Here is a 15,932-nt window from a genome sequence, read left to right on the forward strand (position 1 = left end):
TTCATGTGTCGGCTGCATAGAATGCGGCCCTCTTTCAACACGATGGCCACTGGCTGGGGTGAGACTGGCGGATGATGAACAATCCACAGGTAATTGTTGCGCTGAACAAGATCAGCAAAAAATACGATGGCAAGGTGATCCTGAGTGACCTTGACCTTGAAATCTATGACGGTGAATTTCTTACCCTGCTGGGCCCCTCCGGCTGTGGCAAGACCACCCTGCTGCGCCTGCTGGCCGGGCTAGAATCGGTCGACGGTGGCACCATCCATCTGGCCGGTGACGAGATCACCCATATCCCCGCCGAACACAGGCACATCAACACCGTGTTCCAGAGCTATGCGCTCTTCCCCCATATGACGGTGTTTGAAAACGTCGCCTTTGGCCTCGAGATGCAGAAAGTACCGGCCAGCGAGATCCGTCAGCGGGTCGAGGAGACCCTCGCCATGGTGCAGCTTACCGAGCTGGCCAACCGCCGCCCGGATCAGCTCTCCGGCGGCCAGCAGCAACGGGTCGCCATCGCCCGCGCCGTGGTCAACAAGCCCCGCCTGCTGCTGCTTGACGAATCCCTCTCGGCGCTCGACTACAAGCTGCGCAAGCAGATGCAGAGCGAGCTCAAAGCGTTGCAGCGTCGCCTGGGCATCACCTTTGTCTTCGTTACCCATGATCAGGAAGAGGCGCTCACCATGTCTGATCGCATCCTGGTGATGGAGGGCGGCAAGATCATCCAGCGCGGCACCCCGCGCGATATCTACGAATCGCCAGCCAACCTGTTCGTGGCCCGCTTTATCGGCGAGATCAACGTGATGGATGGCAAGCTGATCAGCCAGCGCGAGCCCGGTATCTGGCAGGCGGAGGTAGAGGGGCGCGAATGCCTGCTTCATACCACACTGCCATTCCAGCCAGACGACAAGGTGCTGGTGCTGCTGCGCCCGGAAGATCTGCGCATTCTCGATCAGGATGACGATCAGAGCGGCGCGCTGCGGGGCAATATCCGCGAGCGCAACTACAAGGGGGCGACGCTGGATTCGGTGATCGAGCTCGAAAGTGGCAAACAGCTGCTTATCTCCGAGTTCTTCGACGAGGATGACCCCGACTTTGACTACCGTCTGGGTCAGGAGGTGGCGATCCACTGGGTCGACAGCTGGGAGGTGGTGCTGCCCTATGAGCCTCACTAATCTGCGGGTACCGCACAGCTTTGCCCACAATGGCTTTCGTAACGGGGCCATCGCGCTGATCCTGGGCTGGCTGACGCTGTTTGTCTTCCTGCCCAACCTGATGATCATCGGCGTCAGCTTCCTCACCCGTGACGAGTCCGAGCTTATCGCACCGCTCTTTACCCTGAGCAACTATGGCCGCTTGCTGGACCCCCTCTATTTCGAGGTGCTGCTCCACTCCCTCTGGCTGGCGCTGCTCGCTACAAGCATCTGCTTGCTGGTGGGTTACCCCTTTGCCTGGCTGCTGGCCCATCTGCCAGCGCGTATCCGCCCGCTGCTGCTGTTTCTGGTGGTGGTGCCGTTCTGGACCAACTCCCTGATCCGCACCTATGCGCTGAAAGTGCTGCTCGGCACCCGGGGACTGATCAATGGTTGGCTGCTGGATCTGGGGCTTATCGAGCGGCCGCTGCAGATGATGTATACCGAGGTGGCCGTCATCATCGGGCTGGTCTATGTGCTGCTCCCCTTTATGGTGCTGCCGCTCTACTCCAGCATCGAGAAGCTGGATGGCCGTTTGCTGGAGGCGGCGCGAGATCTCGGCGCCAACGGCTGGCAGCGGCTGGTGCGGATCATTTTGCCCCTCACCCTGCCCGGCATCATCGCCGGTTGTCTGCTGGTGTTCCTGCCCGCCATGGGGATGTTCTATGTCTCCGATCTGCTGGGGGGCGCCAAACACCTGCTGATCGGCAACCTGATCAAGACCCAGTTCCTCAACAGCCGTGACTGGCCCTTCGGCGCCGCCATCAGCGTGATGCTAACGGTACTGATGGCGCTGTTGGTCTACTGCTACTGGCGGGCGGGCAAGCTGCTCAGCAAAAAGGGGGAGCTGGCATGATGCGCGCACTGAAATCTCTGTTCTTGCTGCTGGTGTTTGGCTATCTCTATGTGCCCATCGGGGTGCTGATCGCCAACTCCTTCAATCTGTCGAAATATGGCATCGACTGGCGCGGCTTTACCCTGGGCTGGTATGAGAAGCTGTTTGCCAGCGCCAGCCTGATGCAGGCGGCCCAACACTCCCTGACCATCGCCGCCCTCACCGCCACCGCGGCCACCCTGATCGGCACCCTCACCGCCGTGGCGCTGTTTCGCTACCGCTTTCGCGGCAAGCAGTACGTGAGCGGCATGCTGTTTGTGGTGATGATGTCCCCCGATATCGTGATGGCCATCTCCCTGCTGACCCTGTTTGTGGTGACCGGCATTGCGCTGGGCTTCTGGTCGCTGCTGATCGCCCACATCACCTTCTGCCTGCCGTTCGTGGTGATCACCGTCTACTCGCGGCTGTGCGGTTTTGATGTGCGGATGCTGGAGGCAGCACGGGATCTGGGGGCTGGCGAGTGGATCATCCTGCGCCGCATCATACTGCCGCTGGCCCTGCCGGCGGTGATGGCAGGCTGGCTGCTCTCCTTTACCCTGTCGCTGGACGATGTGGTGGTGAGCTCCTTTGTTACCGGCCCGGCCTACGAGATCCTGCCGCTCAAGATCTACTCCATGGTCAAGGTGGGGGTCTCCCCCGAGGTCAATGCCCTGGCCACCCTGATGCTGGTCGCCTCCCTCGGGATGGTGCTGCTGGCGCAACTGTTACTGCGTAAACGGCAGGGTTAACCCAGCCCGTTTCGTCCCCGCCATCTTTGGCGAACTCTGTCACGGTGGGCCGCAAGGCCCCATAACCCCAAGGAGTTGTTGATGACAATCCAACACAAGGCCGGCGCCCTGCTGGCAGCCGCCCTCACCCTCACCACCCCGCTGCTGAGCCAGAGCGCTCACGCGGCCGATGACAAGGTGGTCTACTTCTACAACTGGTCGGAATATGTGCCGGACGGCCTGCTGGAGCAGTTCCAGCAAGAGACCGGCATCAAGGTGATCTACTCCACCTACGAATCCAACGAGACCCTCTACGCCAAACTGAAAACCCATGGCGACGGCTATGACGTGGTGGTGCCCAGCACCTACTTCATCTCGAAAATGGCCAAAGAGGGGATGCTGCAGCCGCTGGATCGCGCCCAGCTGCCCAACTTCAAGCACCTCGACCCTACCCTGCTCAACCACGAGTACGACCCGGACAACCGCTACTCCATCCCCTATATCTGGGGCGCAACCGGGATCGGCACCAACACCGATATCATCGAGCAGCCGGTGACCAGCTGGAAGCAGCTCTGGGCGCCGGAGTGGAAAGAGAGCCTGCTGCTGATGGACGATGCCCGCGAGGTGTTCCATATCGCGCTGGTGCAGCTGGGCTATAGCCCCAACACTCAAGACAAGGCGCAAATTGCCGAAGCGTTCGAATACCTGAAAAAGCTGATGCCCAACGTCAAGGCGTTCAACTCCGACAACCCGGCCGACCCCTTTATCGCCGGTGAGGTCAATATCGGCATGCTGTGGAACGGCTCGGCCTACGGCGCCCAGCGCGAATACCCCTCCATCCAGATGACCTACCCCGAAGAAGGCGCCGTGCTCTGGATGGACAACCTCGCCATCCCGGCCAAGGCCAAACATGTGAAAGAGGCCCACGCCCTGATCAACTTCCTGATGCGCCCCGATGTGGCCGCCAAGGTGGCCGAGGCAATTGGCTACCCCACCCCGGTCAAGGATGCCATTCCCCTGCTCACCCCGACGTTTCGCAACAACCCCATGGTTTTCCCGAGCGATGAGATCAAAAGCAAGGGGGAGTTCCAGTCCGATGTGGGGGATGCCTCCCGCCTCTACGAGCAGTACTTCCTGCAGCTGAAAGCCATGGTGGCCAAAGCCAGTTAAGTCGGCGGTTAATCGATCCTGACGGGGTTAATGGATAAAGGGGGCAATATTTGCCCCCTTCGCTTTTTATCCACCAGCACGGTTTCTCGGCGCAATAGTCTTTAACACCGAGAGGCACGGGGAACCTCGATCATATATGAACAGCAACCGGCCTCTCAAACAGCCAGCTTCAAAGCCGATTTGAAGGGGGGTATGGTGATGATTGTGGTAAATATGGCCATCTTGATCAGATTCAGAGTTGCCCCATTGTGGGAATACGGGCGAAATAGACGAGTTTATAAGCAATAACTGTACAGTATTATCGAAACCGCGAACGTCCGATTACGCTTCACTAATCGAACCTACGGCCTGATATTAACAATGTCGCCCATCTTATAACTATTATGCGCTTCAGAGGAAATATGAAACTAAATAAGTTCGACAGAGAAATTAGATTGCATTGTCCGACTTGCGGATGTACAGACTTTTCATTTGTGGAGCATGATGAAGAAGGGCGAGTTACTTGTACTCAATGCGAGCGTCAAATGGCCAGGTTTGAGCTGATTCAAGAAAACGCTGAATTAATGACTGAAACTCAACATGAAATAGCAAAAGAAGCTCAGAAACAGATCCAAGCTGAAATGAAGAAAATGCTCAAAAATGCCTTTAAAGGCAATAAAAATATCAAGGTTAGGTAAGGTTTAGTATGGATTTTGGTGATATCGTTGCTCTTCTCGCTTTGTGCCTATCAGGTTATGCCACTTGGAAAACTGTTAAATTTAACAAACGACAAGATGAACTAATTGAGACTCAGAGAGAGCTTAACAAACTGTTGCTTGCTAAGGAAACCGAAGAAGTCCTAGATGATAAAAAAGCTGATTTGGGCGCTTCAATTGTTAAACTTGGTAACAACAACTATCGTTTAAAAATCTGGAACAAAGGTAGTGCCGTGGCAAGGAATGTAGAGGTCAGCTTCCCAAATGGTAACGAATTTGTCAGTGACTCCGAATTAAATGATAAATTTCCATATGAATGCTTGGAAAAACACGCATCGGTTGAGCTCATCGCTTACATACATTCTGATACGGCACGAAAACAGACGTTGTGCTTGCGTTGGTCGGATGAGCATAAAAATAAAAATGAAAAGCTAGTTTATCCCACGTGGTAAAATACACATAACAGACAATTTAAGTGTGATTCGGCACTTGTGGCATTTTTACTGCGTAAACACCAGCTGTTTCGTGCTATTAGGAAAGGTGTTTAAGGTGTGAGCAAACTACAAGGCGTTCAAAGCCGATTAAATTCTGCACTTTTTCATCATCCCTTAGGGGTGTAGATTGGTCGGGGGGCAAACGTTGCCCCCTCTCTTTTTTCATGACTGCCCGTAGTGCTCCGCGAAGCAATCTTTCGCCAATATCGCGGGTGGCCTGAGCCAATCAGGAGTATTCATGTCCGATCTGACCCTCTATTTCGCTCCCGGCACTTGTGCCATGGCCGTGCAGATTGCCCTGCTGGAAGCGAATGCCCCGTTCCAACCCCGTCTCGTCAACCTCGCCGCAGGGGAGCAGCGTGACCCTGCGTATCTTGCCATCAACCCCAAAGGGCGGGTGCCTGCTCTTGTCACCGAGCAGGGCACCCTGACCGAGACCCCGGCCCTGCTGCTCTATGTGGCGCAGCGCTTCCCCGATGCCAAGCTGGCGCCGCTGGACAATCCGTTCCAGCTGGCCCGCATGCAGGAGGTCAACAGCTTCCTCGCCTCCACTGTGCATGTCTCCCACGCCCACGGTCGCCGTGGCAGCCGCTGGGCCGATGACGAGCAGGCCATTGCCGCCATGCAGCAGAAAGTCGCCAGCAATATGCGCGATGGCTTTGCCCAGATTGAGCTGCACTATCTGGCAGGCCCCTGGGTGCTGGGCGAGCAGTTCAGCGTGGCGGATATCTATCTGTTCGTGGTCGCGGGCTGGCTGAAAAGCGATGGGGTCGAGATCAGTGAATTCCCCAAGGTTGCCGATCATTATCAGCGCATGCTGAGCCGTCCGGCGGTCGCCAAGGCACTGGCCAACTAACCATAAAATCAATAGCTCGATGAATAACAAGGGTGTCAGGGCTCTACTGACACCCTTCCTGCCTCCTCCCCTGCACTTCTTCTCCCGCCTTTGAGATCGTTTTCACATTTCCGTGGTTTTGCCGTGGCCCTTCCTTAGTAAAAAGCCTATCTTTGCGCCATGACGCAACCGGTTGCGTAACCGGTTGCCTAGCGGTTCACAGATTGACGGGCCAAGGCCTGATGAGGTGCTGTATGAAACGAGGCGTACTGCTCAATGCTCCCCTGAGTGCTCTGGTGGCACAGATGGGCCACACCGACGAGATCACCGTCTGCGATGCAGGCTTACCCATTCCGGCAGGGCCGGAGCGGATCGATCTGGCGTTGATGGCGGGGACGCCCAGCCTTGAAACCGTGCTGACCGCCCTGCTCACCGATCTGGTGGTGGAGAAGGTGATCATGGCGAGCGAGATCAAGCAGATCAGCCCCGCCGCCCATCAGGCGCTGGTCGATCAGCTTGAGGCCCACGCAGCCGCCCAGGGCAAGCCCATCGCCATCGAATACTGCCTGCATGAGGAGTTCAAAACCCGCTCCCGCCAGAGCAAGGCGATCGTGCGCAGCGGCGAGGTGACTCCCTACGCCAACCTGATCCTCTGCGCCGGTGTGGCGTTCTGACATTCTTCAAAGAAGGCCTCTTCAAGGAAGCTGCAAATGAGCACAACCTCCCCCCTCTCACCCATTCTGGAGCTGACCGGGATCGTCAAGACCTTCCCCGGTGTGCGCGCCCTCGACGAAGCGGGTCTGTGGGTCTATCCGGGCCAGGTGATGGCCCTGCTCGGTGAAAATGGCGCCGGCAAATCCACCCTGATGAAGGTGCTGACCGGCATCTATCAGGCCGATGCGGGCAGCGTCAGCTACCGCGGTCAACCGGTTCACTTCAAGGGGCCGCGCGACTCTCAGGATCAGGGGATCAGCATCATCCACCAGGAGCTGAACCTGCTGCCGGAGTTGTCGATTGCCGCCAACATCTTCCTCGGTCGCGAGCCCCGTACCCGTTTTGGCAGCATCGACCACAAACAGCTGCGTGAACGGGCAAGCGGCCTGTTGGCGCGACTTGGCGTCAAACACGGGCCGGATACCCGACTCGGGGATCTCTCCATCGGCGAACAGCAGATGGTGGAGATCGCCAAGGCGCTGTCGTTCGATGCCAGCGTCATCATCATGGACGAGCCGACCGATGCGCTGACCGATACCGAGACCGAGCAGCTGTTCAAGGTTATCCGCGAGCTGCGTGAGCAGGGTTGCGGCATCGTCTATATCTCCCACCGCCTCAAGGAGATCTTCGAGATCTGCGATCGGGTCACCGTGCTGCGGGACGGCAAGTGGATCGGCGAGAAGGCGGTGAGCGATCTCGATGAAGACAGGATCATCGAGATGATGGTGGGCCGTCGGCTGGAAGAGCAGTACCCGCGCCTTGAGCGCGAGCTTGGCCCCGTCAGCCTGCAAGTTAAAGATCTGGCCGGCCCCGGCGTGCGCGGGGTGAGTTTCTCCCTGCGTCAGGGGGAAATTCTTGGCTTTAGCGGCCTGATGGGATCCGGCCGTACCGAGCTGATGAAGCTTATCTATGGCGCCAGCCCCATCAGCGCCGGTGAAGTGCAAGTTGACGGCCATGCTCTGGTGCCCAAAAGCCCGGCGGATGGGTTGGCCGCAGGCATCGCCTATATCTCCGAGGATCGCAAGGGGGATGGGCTGGTGCTGGAGCTGTCGGTGCGCGAAAACATGAGTCTGTGCGCCCTCGATGAGTTCATCAGCAACGGCAAGATCGATGGCAAGGCCGAGCGGCAGGCGGTGAGCGACTATGTGCGCCTGTTCAACATCAAGACCCCGAGTCAAGATCAGCTGATAAAGCTGCTCTCAGGCGGCAACCAGCAGAAGGTGGCCATCGCCAAAGGGCTGCTGACAAGGCCCAAGGTGCTGATCCTCGACGAGCCGACCCGCGGCGTCGACGTGGGGGCGAAAAAGGAAATTTATCAGCTGATCAACCAGTTCAAGAAGGAGGGGATGAGCATCATTCTGGTCTCCTCCGAAATGCCGGAAGTGCTCGGCATGAGTGATCGCATCATGGTGATGCACGAAGGGCGCATCAGCGCAGAGTTCAACACCCGCGATGCCAATCAGGAGAAGCTGATGGCGGCGGCAGTCGGTAAACAGTGGCAAGCAGAGCAAGAGGCATCCCAATGACAACCCAAACCCTTTCCCGCCGTGGCGTTATGAGCAAGGCGTGGTGGATCGAGAATAAATCCCTGGTCGCGCTGCTGGTCCTGATTGGTGTGGTCTCCTTTCTGAGCCCCAACTTCTTCACCGCCGACAACCTGCTCAACATCCTGCGCCAGACCTCGGTCAACGCCATCATGGCGGTCGGTATGACGCTGGTTATCCTTACCGCCGGTATCGATCTGTCGGTCGGCTCGGTACTGGCCCTGTGCGGCGCGCTGGCCGCCACCATGGTCGCCATGGAGCTGCCCATCTGGCTGGTGGTGCCCCTCACTCTGGGTGCCGGTGCCCTGCTGGGTGGCGTCAGCGGTCTCATCATTGCCAAGGGCAAGGTGCAGGCATTTATCGCCACTCTGGTCACCATGACCGCCCTGCGTGGTATCACCATGGTCTATACCGAGGGGCGTCCCATCTCCACCGGTTTCAGTGACGGCGCCGATCACTTCGCCTGGCTCGGTACCGGTTACCTGTTCGGTCTGCCGGTGCCCATCTGGCTGATGGCTATCGTCTTCCTGCTCGCCTGGTTCATGCTCAACCACACTCGCCTCGGTCGCTACATCTACGCGCTGGGCGGTAACGAGTCTGCCACCCGCCTCTCCGGTATCAATGTGGATCGGGTGAAGCTGGCGGTGTATGGTCTGTGCGGCGCGCTCTCGGCACTGGCAGGGCTTATCGTTACCTCTCGTCTCTCCTCTGCCCAGCCGACAGCGGGCATGGGTTACGAGCTGGATGCCATCGCTGCCGTGGTGCTGGGTGGTACCAGCCTGATGGGCGGCAAGGGCCGCATCATGGGTACCCTGATAGGTGCCTTGATCATCGGCTTCCTGAATAACGCCCTCAACCTGCTCGACGTATCCTCCTATTACCAGATGATCGCCAAGGCCAGCGTGATCTTGCTTGCCGTGATGATCGATAACAAAAGCAATCGTTGATAAGACAAGCCACACACAAGGAATGAAATGATGAAAAAGCTCAATACCCTACTCGCTGCCGCCATCATGTCCGTGCTGGGCACCGCCCAGGCCGCCGATCAAACCCTGGCCATGGTGGTCTCCACCCTCAACAACCCCTTCTTCGTCACCATGAAAGAGGGTGCCGAAGCCAAAGCCAAGGAGCTTGGCTACGAGCTGGTGGTACTGGACTCCCAGAATGACCCGGCCAAAGAGCTCTCCAACATGGAAGATCTCACCGTACGCAAGGTCGGCGCCATCCTGATCAACCCCACCGACTCAGAAGCGGTCGGCAACGCCATTCGTCTGGCCAACCGCGCCAGCATTCCGGTACTGACTCTGGACCGCGGCGCCGCGCAGGGTGAGGTCAAGGCCCACATTGCCTCCGACAACGTGGCAGGCGGCAAGCTGGCCGGTGACTTTATCACCGAAAAACTGGGTACCGGTGCCAAGGTGATCCAGCTGGAAGGGATTGCCGGTACCTCCGCCGCCCGCGACCGTGGCGAAGGCTTTGCCCTGGCCGTGGCGGCCAACAAGCTGCAAGTGCTGGCTTCCCAGCCTGCCGACTTTGACCGCACCAAGGGTCTGAACGTCATGGAAAACCTGCTGGCGGCCCACCCGACCGTTCAAGCAGTCTTTGCCCAGAACGACGAGATGGCGCTGGGTGCCATCCGCGCGGTGCAGGCTGCCGGTAAAGAGGTGATGATCGTCGGCTTCGACGGCACTGACGATGGCAAAGCCGCCGTTGCCAAGGGTAAACTGGCCGCCACCGTGGCCCAGCAACCAGCCCTGATCGGTGCCATCGGCGTCGAGACTGCCGACAAGGTGCTGAAAGGTCAGCCGGTCGAGAAATCCATTCCGGTACCGCTGCAAGTGGTCAGCAAGTAAGTGCTCGAGGGGAGGTTCGCCTCCCCTTTCCCTCTCGTTCAGGTGCCTCCCGGCTTGAGCTCACTCCATCACAGTGTTCAAGCCAAGATGCATCAGGAGTAGTCAACATGAATCGTCTCGTCGTTCTGGGCAGTGTCAATGCAGACCATGTGCTGCGCGTTCCCCACTTTCCTCGCCCGGGTGAAACCCTGACCGGCCACAGCTATCAGGTAGTGCCCGGTGGCAAGGGGGCTAATCAGGCAGTCGCAGCTGCCCGCCTTGGCGCCCCCGTCTCCTTTATCGCCCGCATCGGTGATGACGCCATCGGCCACCAGATGAAGAGCGGCTTTGCCAAAGATGGCATCGACGTCAGCGCCGTCGAGCTCGATCCCAAGCTCCCGACCGGTATCGCCATCATCTATGTGAGCGATGAGGGGGAGAACAGTATCGGTATCTCCGCCGAAGCCAACGGTGCCATCACTCCGGCTGTGGTGAAAAACCACGAAGCCATGATCGCCGACGCCCACACCCTGCTGTTGCAGCTGGAAGTGCCGCTGGAGAGCGTCCATGAAGCTGCCCGCCTGGCCCGCGCCCACGGCACTCGGGTGGTGCTCAATCCCGCCCCCGCCCGTCCGCTCACAAGCGAACTGCTGGCACTGGTCGACCTTATCACCCCCAACCAGACCGAAGCGGAGCTGTTGACCGGCGTGAAAGTCACCGATGAAGCGAGCGCCCGCGAGGCGGCTGCCCGTTTCCACCAGATGGGTATTGCGGATGTGATGATCACCCTGGGGTCGCAGGGGGTCTATTGCAGCAACGCACAGCAGCAACAGCTGATCCCGGGCTTTCGCGTCAAGGCGGTGGACACCACTGCCGCGGGCGATACCTTCAATGGCGCCCTGCTGGCGGCGGAACTGGCGGGTGCCGATTTCCACAGCGCGGTGCGTTTTGCCCACGGGGCGGCAGCGCTCTCCGTCACCCGCTTCGGTGCCCAGAGCTCCATCCCGAGCAAGCAGGAGGTCGACACCTTCCTGCTTGAGCAGACTGCGCAGGGGCACTGATGGCCAATATCAAGGAGGTGGCGGCGTTGGCGGGGGTGTCGACCACCACCGTCTCCCATGTCATCAACGAGACCCGCTTTGTGGCCGAGGAGACCCGCACACGGGTCTTTGCGGCCATGCGCGATCTCAACTATGCCCCGAGTCTGGTGGCCCGCAGCCTCAAGGTGAAGGAGACCAACAGTATCGGCATGCTGGTCACTACCTCCAGCAACCCCTTCTTTGCCGAAGTGGTGCGCGGGGTGGAGCGCTACTGCTTCGAGCAGGGCTACAACCTGATGCTGGGCAACACCGAAGGGCAAGCCGAGACGGCTCTCTCCTACCTCAAGATGATGCTGCGCAAGCGGGTCGATGGCCTGCTGATCATGTGTAGCGAAGGACAGCAAGAGGTGTTCAACCAGCTCGACTGGCTCAAGAGCCTGCCGGTGGTGGTGATGGATTGGGGGCTGGTCAGCGAAGATGTGGATCTTATCGCCGACAACTCCTTCCACGGTGGTTATCTCGCAACCTGCCATCTGATTGAGCTGGGCCATACCGCCATCGGTTGCATCACAGGCCCCCACAGCCGCGCCCCCGCCAACCAGCGCCAAGCTGGCTTTGAACAGGCGTTGCAGGAGGCGGGTCTCACGATCAATCCTGACTGGATTCAGGAGGGGGATTTTGACTGCGCCAGCGGCCATCAGGCGATGACCCGTCTGCTGGCATTGCCCGAGCGTCCCACCGCCCTCTTTGTCTGCAACGACATGATGGCGATGGGAGCCATCAGTGCCGCCCATCAGGCGGGGCTGGTGATCCCGCGGGATATCTCCATCGTTGGCTATGACAATGTGGCACTGGCAGAATTTATGTCGCCGCCGCTCACCACCGTCAACCAGCCCAAAGAGGAGCTGGGACGCCTCGCCGTCACCCGCCTGCTGGCGCGGATCAACGGCGAAGTGGTGGAGAACCACCTGATCACCGTCGACCCGGACCTGGTGATCAGGCAATCCTGCGCCCCTCGCACCTGACGTTCAGGGGCAATAAATGAAACAAGGCGACCCCGAGGTCGCCTTGTTTCATTTTGTCTCTTGCCGGTGCAATACCGCTTTTTGCCCTCAGGCCAGCGACCGGGTCTCCCTGGCTGCCAGCACTTGCAGTGGCACCAGCCCCAATCGTCTGGCCAGAGGCTGCAGCAACTCGATATTTTTATCACCCTGCGGCAGCCAGTAGCGAACAGGCCAGCCGGCTGCCAGCTGTGCAGAGGTGGTACTGCCAATCTCTCTGAGCGCCAGAGTGCAACCCTGCTGCCGCAATCCCGCCAGCAAGACACCATCCGGCTGTAGCGTCGGTACCTGCAACACCAGCGGCGTACGGGAAGCCCCCGGCAAATAGGCCAGTAAATGGGTCAGCTGGGCCTGGTTGTCGAGCGGGACCAGCAGTGCCCGGCCATCGGCATACTGCGCCTCGTGCGCTTGCAGCACACGGGCCAACACGGGCCCCAGTACGCCGCACTCCTGCAGCCAGCGCATGTGGCAGGGCGCCCCCTGCTCACGCCACTCAAGCGCCAATTGCCACATGTCGTTGCCCTGCCCGTCCGTCAGCGCCTGCAATGCCACTCGCAGCGGTGCTGGCTCGCGCCCCGCCAGCCACTCTCGCAGCTGATGAAGCTGCTGCTGACTCAACTGCAACTGCTGCAGCATCGCGGGCTCAAACCAGCTGATCGCCCCCTCTTGGTTACGCTTGGCCTGGTTGAGGGCCAGGATGGCCTGATCCAGCAGCCGGGCGGCATCCTGTTGTTGCGCCTTGGCGACCCCGAGCCGACAGGCCAGATCGAAGCTGCACTCCCGGGTCACGAACTCGAAATGGAGCAGATCCACCAGCTCATGAATGGCGGTTTCCAGCACATCATTCGCCTTGGTCAGCACCACGGCAAATTCATCTCCGCCGAGTCGGTAAGCGTGGCTGCCATGGGCCTGCTGCAGCTTGTTGGCCACCATCTGCAACAGCCGATCACCGACCTGATAACCCAGCAGATCATTGACCTGCTTGAAGCGCTTGAGATCGAGTACCACCAAAGCGCTCACCTCGCCAGAATGCAGAGCGCGAGAGAGCTGCTCCTGCAGGGCACGGCGGTTGCCAAGCTGAGTCAGGGGATCGAGCAGGGCAAGCCGGCGGTTCGCCAGATTGGCGCGAATGAGGGCTGCGACCAGAGCGCCACCGGTCAGTAGCAGGATCAGCTGCCAGATCTGCAGCCAGAACAGGCTGTTGCGGATCTGGCTGACCGAATGCTCCCGCTCCTGGCCGGAGAGGATCTGATCCCCTATCTGTTCGACGAGACGGGTCTGGCTGGCGATCGCCTCCTGCAAGCGGACAAGCTCAGCCCCCTCGCGCAGCGCACCGGCCTCCATCTGGGGTTCGAGCTGCTTGATCTGCTCGAACAGGGTGGCCAACACTTTGCCGAGCCCGTGCCGCTGGCGCATCTCGGCGGTTTCACTGCTGATGAGGAAGATGTCGAGCCGGTTCCACAGCAGATCGTAATCGAGGCTCAGGGTCTCCATCGACAGTCTGCCAGCCCGATAGAGCTGCAGGTCGTAGAGAAAACGCTGGGATTCGAGCATCACCTGGCTGATGTTCCAGTGGACATTGCGGTAGAAGGTATCGACCAGCTGCTCCTGCCGATGCTGCAGATAGAGGCTGCTGCCCGACGAGAGCAGAAACAGCAGCGACACCGCAACCAACAGCAGATTTTGGCGGGATAGCCCCATCAGTCGACGATCTCGATGCGGGTCACCTGCCACACCATGCAGTTGTGAATGGCTGGCACGTCCAGCTTGGGATAGGTGGTGAACGGGATGAGCAGCCAGAGCGGCCCCTTGTTGCGCCGGGTCAGCGGTTTGCCGTCCTCCTGACGCACCAGGGTCAGCGGCACGCCATCGAACAGGGCCAGATCCACCACCTGCTGATAGCCGTTGAGGGCCGAGACGGCGATCTTGCGAGCATCCAGGATCCCTTGCGCCGCAAGCACGGCTGACAGGATAGGCCCGCGATAGTGGTGGGCGCCCTGAGTCCAGGGGGTAGTGGTGGTGAATTCGGTCTGTGGCAAGGCGGAGAGGGCCGACTCATCGAGGGTCACCTGCTGGCCATCTGGCAGTACCAGGGTCATCAGGGGGATGGAGGCCGATGCACTGGCACTGGCACTGGCCAGCATCAGGAGAAAAAAAGCGATCCATTGCTTTACTGCGGTCATGGTAATTTGCGCCAACTGCGTCCCATTTTTTAAATGGTTGCCAGTGTGGCGATTTCACCGAACCATTGCAACTGTCCCGTTGCACAGTAGCTCAGGGACCGCGCATCTCCATCCAGTTGTGCCCCTCGACCTGCCTCGGTTGATGAATGCCGCACGCCTCCAGCAACTCATCGACATAGGCGGGCACCAGCAGGGAGGCAGGGCCATAGCGTTTTTCGTCAAACTGGCTACCCACCTCGCTCGGCTCGAGATTGAGCTCTATGGTGTGCGCCCCGTTCAATCCCGCTTCATGGACAAACCCGGCGGCCGGATAGACAGCGCCAGAGGTACCGATGGAGATAAAGAGATCGCACTGGGCCAGCGCGCTGTAGATGCGATCCAGCCCGAGTGGCATTTCGCCAAACCAGACCACATGGGGGCGCATCGGCTGAGGAAACTGGCAGCAGGAGCAGAGCTCGTCCTGATGGAGATCACCGCGCCACTCGATCACCTGACCGGACTCGGGGCAGCGGGCCTTGAGCAGCTCCCCGTGCATATGGATAAGGTTCTTGCTGCCAGCGCTCTCGTGCAGATTGTCGATGTTCTGGGTGACCAGCGTAACCGAACCGGGCAGCAGTCGCTCGAGGCGGGCCAGCGCATAGTGGGCCGGATTGGGGTGAACCTGGGGCTGTTGCAGCTGTTTGCGGCGGGAGTTGTAAAAGCGCAGCACCAGTTCGGGATCCCGGGCATACCCCTCGGGGGTCGCCACATCCTCGACCTTGTGCTCTTCCCACAAACCGTCGCAGGCACGAAAAGTCTTGATGCCGGACTCGGCAGAGATCCCCGCGCCGGTCAGGATCACGATATGTTTATATGACTGCGCCATAAGCTGCTCCGTCTATCCCCGCACAATAAATGTGACCTTAGCACAGGGAAAAAAGTGTCACTATTCGCCCTTGGTCTTAAGCGGCGCCGCTGGCGGTGCGGGTAACCAGGCATCCAGTACCGACAGATCCAGCCTGACAAAGACCATCTCCCGCCCGGTCACCAGGGTCAGCGGCAAACCAAGGCGCTTGAGCAGAGTCAGCATGGGCCGGTTCTGGGCCAACACTTCCGCCGTCCACTCCCGGATCCCGTCCTCCCTGGCCAGCAGTGCCAGCGCCAGCAGAATGCGCCTCCCCGCCCCCTTGTGCTGAAAGTGATCCGCCACAATGCAAGAGAACTCCGCCCGATCGGGATGAAGGCGGCGGCGGATTGATTGCGCCTGAGCCAGCGGCTCACCGGCCAGATCGGTCAGCAACAGCGAGATCTGTTGCTCGGGATGGTAATTGAGAAATTGGGCCACCTGTTCCGGTGGCGGTGTCCGTTTCGGACGCATAAAGCGCAGATAGATGCTCTCTTCACTCAATGCATCGTAAGCTGCCAGCATGCGGGCAGGCGCCACACCATGCAGCTCGCGCAGCAGGCAAGGCACCCCGGAGACCTGCATCGCCAGTGGCAGCGCGGTCCGGGAAGCCGGATGAGGCCAGCCCTCCAGCCCTTTGCCAAGGCGCTCCCGGTGCATGGGCCAGCAGAGGTAGCGCGGCATGG

At 59.6% G+C, this 15,932-nt stretch carries 17 protein-coding genes; 13 read left to right on the top strand and 4 right to left on the bottom strand.

Features of this window, described 5'->3' with window-relative positions:
- Nucleotides 1-71 precede the first annotated feature (71 nt).
- The 13 genes from potA (at nt 72) to ACTG2W_RS02695 (ending at nt 12,144) form a co-directional block, all read left to right on the top strand.
- Nucleotides 72-1,175 carry a spermidine/putrescine ABC transporter ATP-binding protein PotA gene (gene potA / locus ACTG2W_RS02635; protein WP_005351940.1) on the top strand — a complete coding sequence of 368 codons (1,104 nt, stop codon included), beginning with the start codon at nt 72-74 and terminating at the stop codon, nt 1,173-1,175.
- The gene (gene potB / locus ACTG2W_RS02640; protein ID WP_005351941.1) at nt 1,162-2,049 is read left to right on the top strand and encodes a spermidine/putrescine ABC transporter permease PotB; all 888 of its coding nucleotides are present in this window, start codon (nt 1,162-1,164) and stop codon (nt 2,047-2,049) included. Before potA ends, potB begins: the two co-directional genes overlap by 14 nt.
- Nucleotides 2,046-2,816, top strand: coding sequence for a spermidine/putrescine ABC transporter permease PotC (gene potC, locus ACTG2W_RS02645; RefSeq protein ID WP_058058161.1), 771 nt, complete (start codon nt 2,046-2,048; stop codon nt 2,814-2,816). Before potB ends, potC begins: the two co-directional genes overlap by 4 nt.
- A gap of 81 nt (nt 2,817-2,897) precedes the next feature.
- On the top strand, nt 2,898-3,965 hold the full coding sequence (locus tag ACTG2W_RS02650) for an extracellular solute-binding protein (protein WP_106843374.1): 1,068 nt from the start codon (nt 2,898-2,900) through the stop codon (nt 3,963-3,965).
- A 401-nt stretch (nt 3,966-4,366) separates the two neighbouring features.
- On the top strand, nt 4,367-4,642 hold the full coding sequence (locus ACTG2W_RS02655; RefSeq protein ID WP_139747255.1) for an OapC/ArvC family zinc-ribbon domain-containing protein: 276 nt from the start codon (nt 4,367-4,369) through the stop codon (nt 4,640-4,642).
- Between the two features lie 8 nt (nt 4,643-4,650).
- Entirely contained in the window at nt 4,651-5,112 is a 462-nt protein-coding gene (locus ACTG2W_RS02660) for a hypothetical protein (protein WP_106843373.1), read from the top strand.
- Between the two features lie 280 nt (nt 5,113-5,392).
- The gene (locus tag ACTG2W_RS02665) at nt 5,393-6,010 is read left to right on the top strand and encodes a glutathione S-transferase family protein (protein ID WP_106843372.1); all 618 of its coding nucleotides are present in this window, start codon (nt 5,393-5,395) and stop codon (nt 6,008-6,010) included.
- Nucleotides 6,011-6,243: 233 nt separating this feature from the next.
- Entirely contained in the window at nt 6,244-6,663 is a 420-nt protein-coding gene (gene rbsD / locus ACTG2W_RS02670; RefSeq protein WP_058052594.1) for a D-ribose pyranase, read from the top strand.
- Nucleotides 6,664-6,699: 36 nt separating this feature from the next.
- On the top strand, nt 6,700-8,229 hold the full coding sequence (gene rbsA / locus ACTG2W_RS02675; protein ID WP_245147728.1) for a ribose ABC transporter ATP-binding protein RbsA: 1,530 nt from the start codon (nt 6,700-6,702) through the stop codon (nt 8,227-8,229).
- Complete coding sequence (gene rbsC / locus ACTG2W_RS02680) at nt 8,226-9,194, top strand: ribose ABC transporter permease (RefSeq protein WP_005336670.1); 969 nt, start codon at nt 8,226-8,228, stop codon at nt 9,192-9,194. The genes rbsA and rbsC overlap by 4 nt, the downstream gene beginning before the upstream one ends.
- Nucleotides 9,195-9,224: 30 nt before the next feature.
- The gene (gene rbsB / locus ACTG2W_RS02685; RefSeq protein ID WP_005360585.1) at nt 9,225-10,100 is read left to right on the top strand and encodes a ribose ABC transporter substrate-binding protein RbsB; all 876 of its coding nucleotides are present in this window, start codon (nt 9,225-9,227) and stop codon (nt 10,098-10,100) included.
- A gap of 107 nt (nt 10,101-10,207) precedes the next feature.
- Nucleotides 10,208-11,140, top strand: a complete 933-nt coding sequence (gene rbsK / locus ACTG2W_RS02690; protein WP_421308088.1) for a ribokinase — start codon at nt 10,208-10,210, stop codon at nt 11,138-11,140.
- Entirely contained in the window at nt 11,140-12,144 is a 1,005-nt protein-coding gene (locus tag ACTG2W_RS02695; protein WP_265760248.1) for a substrate-binding domain-containing protein, read from the top strand. The genes rbsK and ACTG2W_RS02695 overlap by 1 nt, the downstream gene beginning before the upstream one ends.
- Before the next feature lie 87 nt (nt 12,145-12,231).
- Here ACTG2W_RS02695 and ACTG2W_RS02700 read toward each other — a convergent pair whose 3' ends face one another.
- The 4 genes from ACTG2W_RS02700 to ACTG2W_RS02715 form a co-directional block, all read right to left on the bottom strand.
- Nucleotides 12,232-13,881 carry a GGDEF domain-containing protein gene (locus ACTG2W_RS02700; protein WP_421308091.1) on the bottom strand — a complete coding sequence of 550 codons (1,650 nt, stop codon included), beginning with the start codon at nt 13,879-13,881 and terminating at the stop codon, nt 12,232-12,234.
- A complete protein-coding gene (locus ACTG2W_RS02705) occupies nt 13,881-14,363 on the bottom strand; it encodes a hypothetical protein (protein ID WP_106843404.1) in 483 nt (160 codons plus the stop codon). The genes ACTG2W_RS02700 and ACTG2W_RS02705 overlap by 1 nt, the downstream gene beginning before the upstream one ends.
- A gap of 91 nt (nt 14,364-14,454) precedes the next feature.
- Nucleotides 14,455-15,228, bottom strand: a complete 774-nt coding sequence (gene cobB / locus ACTG2W_RS02710; protein ID WP_005336680.1) for a Sir2 family NAD+-dependent deacetylase — start codon at nt 15,226-15,228, stop codon at nt 14,455-14,457.
- A gap of 60 nt (nt 15,229-15,288) precedes the next feature.
- Entirely contained in the window at nt 15,289-15,930 is a 642-nt protein-coding gene (locus ACTG2W_RS02715) for a GNAT family N-acetyltransferase (protein WP_106843367.1), read from the bottom strand.
- Nucleotides 15,931-15,932 lie beyond the last annotated feature (2 nt).

The organism is Aeromonas sp. 96A (assembly GCF_051919165.1).
Lineage (GTDB): Bacteria > Pseudomonadota > Gammaproteobacteria > Enterobacterales > Aeromonadaceae > Aeromonas > Aeromonas veronii.

Bases quoted from the DNA above. Each gene is read 5' to 3' on its own strand.
- potA (WP_005351940.1), top strand. From the start codon at position 72: ATGATGAACAATCCACAGGTAATTGTTGCGCTGAACAAGATCAGCAAA.
- potB (WP_005351941.1), top strand. From the start codon at position 1,162: ATGAGCCTCACTAATCTGCGGGTACCGCACAGCTTTGCCCACAATGGC.
- potC (WP_058058161.1), top strand. From the start codon at position 2,046: ATGATGCGCGCACTGAAATCTCTGTTCTTGCTGCTGGTGTTTGGCTAT.
- ACTG2W_RS02650 (WP_106843374.1), top strand. From the start codon at position 2,898: ATGACAATCCAACACAAGGCCGGCGCCCTGCTGGCAGCCGCCCTCACC.
- ACTG2W_RS02655 (WP_139747255.1), top strand. From the start codon at position 4,367: ATGAAACTAAATAAGTTCGACAGAGAAATTAGATTGCATTGTCCGACT.
- ACTG2W_RS02660 (WP_106843373.1), top strand. From the start codon at position 4,651: ATGGATTTTGGTGATATCGTTGCTCTTCTCGCTTTGTGCCTATCAGGT.
- ACTG2W_RS02665 (WP_106843372.1), top strand. From the start codon at position 5,393: ATGTCCGATCTGACCCTCTATTTCGCTCCCGGCACTTGTGCCATGGCC.
- rbsD (WP_058052594.1), top strand. From the start codon at position 6,244: ATGAAACGAGGCGTACTGCTCAATGCTCCCCTGAGTGCTCTGGTGGCA.
- rbsA (WP_245147728.1), top strand. From the start codon at position 6,700: ATGAGCACAACCTCCCCCCTCTCACCCATTCTGGAGCTGACCGGGATC.
- rbsC (WP_005336670.1), top strand. From the start codon at position 8,226: ATGACAACCCAAACCCTTTCCCGCCGTGGCGTTATGAGCAAGGCGTGG.
- rbsB (WP_005360585.1), top strand. From the start codon at position 9,225: ATGAAAAAGCTCAATACCCTACTCGCTGCCGCCATCATGTCCGTGCTG.
- rbsK (WP_421308088.1), top strand. From the start codon at position 10,208: ATGAATCGTCTCGTCGTTCTGGGCAGTGTCAATGCAGACCATGTGCTG.
- ACTG2W_RS02695 (WP_265760248.1), top strand. From the start codon at position 11,140: ATGGCCAATATCAAGGAGGTGGCGGCGTTGGCGGGGGTGTCGACCACC.
- ACTG2W_RS02700 (WP_421308091.1), bottom strand. From the start codon at position 13,881: ATGGGGCTATCCCGCCAAAATCTGCTGTTGGTTGCGGTGTCGCTGCTG.
- ACTG2W_RS02705 (WP_106843404.1), bottom strand. From the start codon at position 14,363: ATGACCGCAGTAAAGCAATGGATCGCTTTTTTTCTCCTGATGCTGGCC.
- cobB (WP_005336680.1), bottom strand. From the start codon at position 15,228: ATGGCGCAGTCATATAAACATATCGTGATCCTGACCGGCGCGGGGATC.
- ACTG2W_RS02715 (WP_106843367.1), bottom strand. From the start codon at position 15,930: ATGCCGCGCTACCTCTGCTGGCCCATGCACCGGGAGCGCCTTGGCAAA.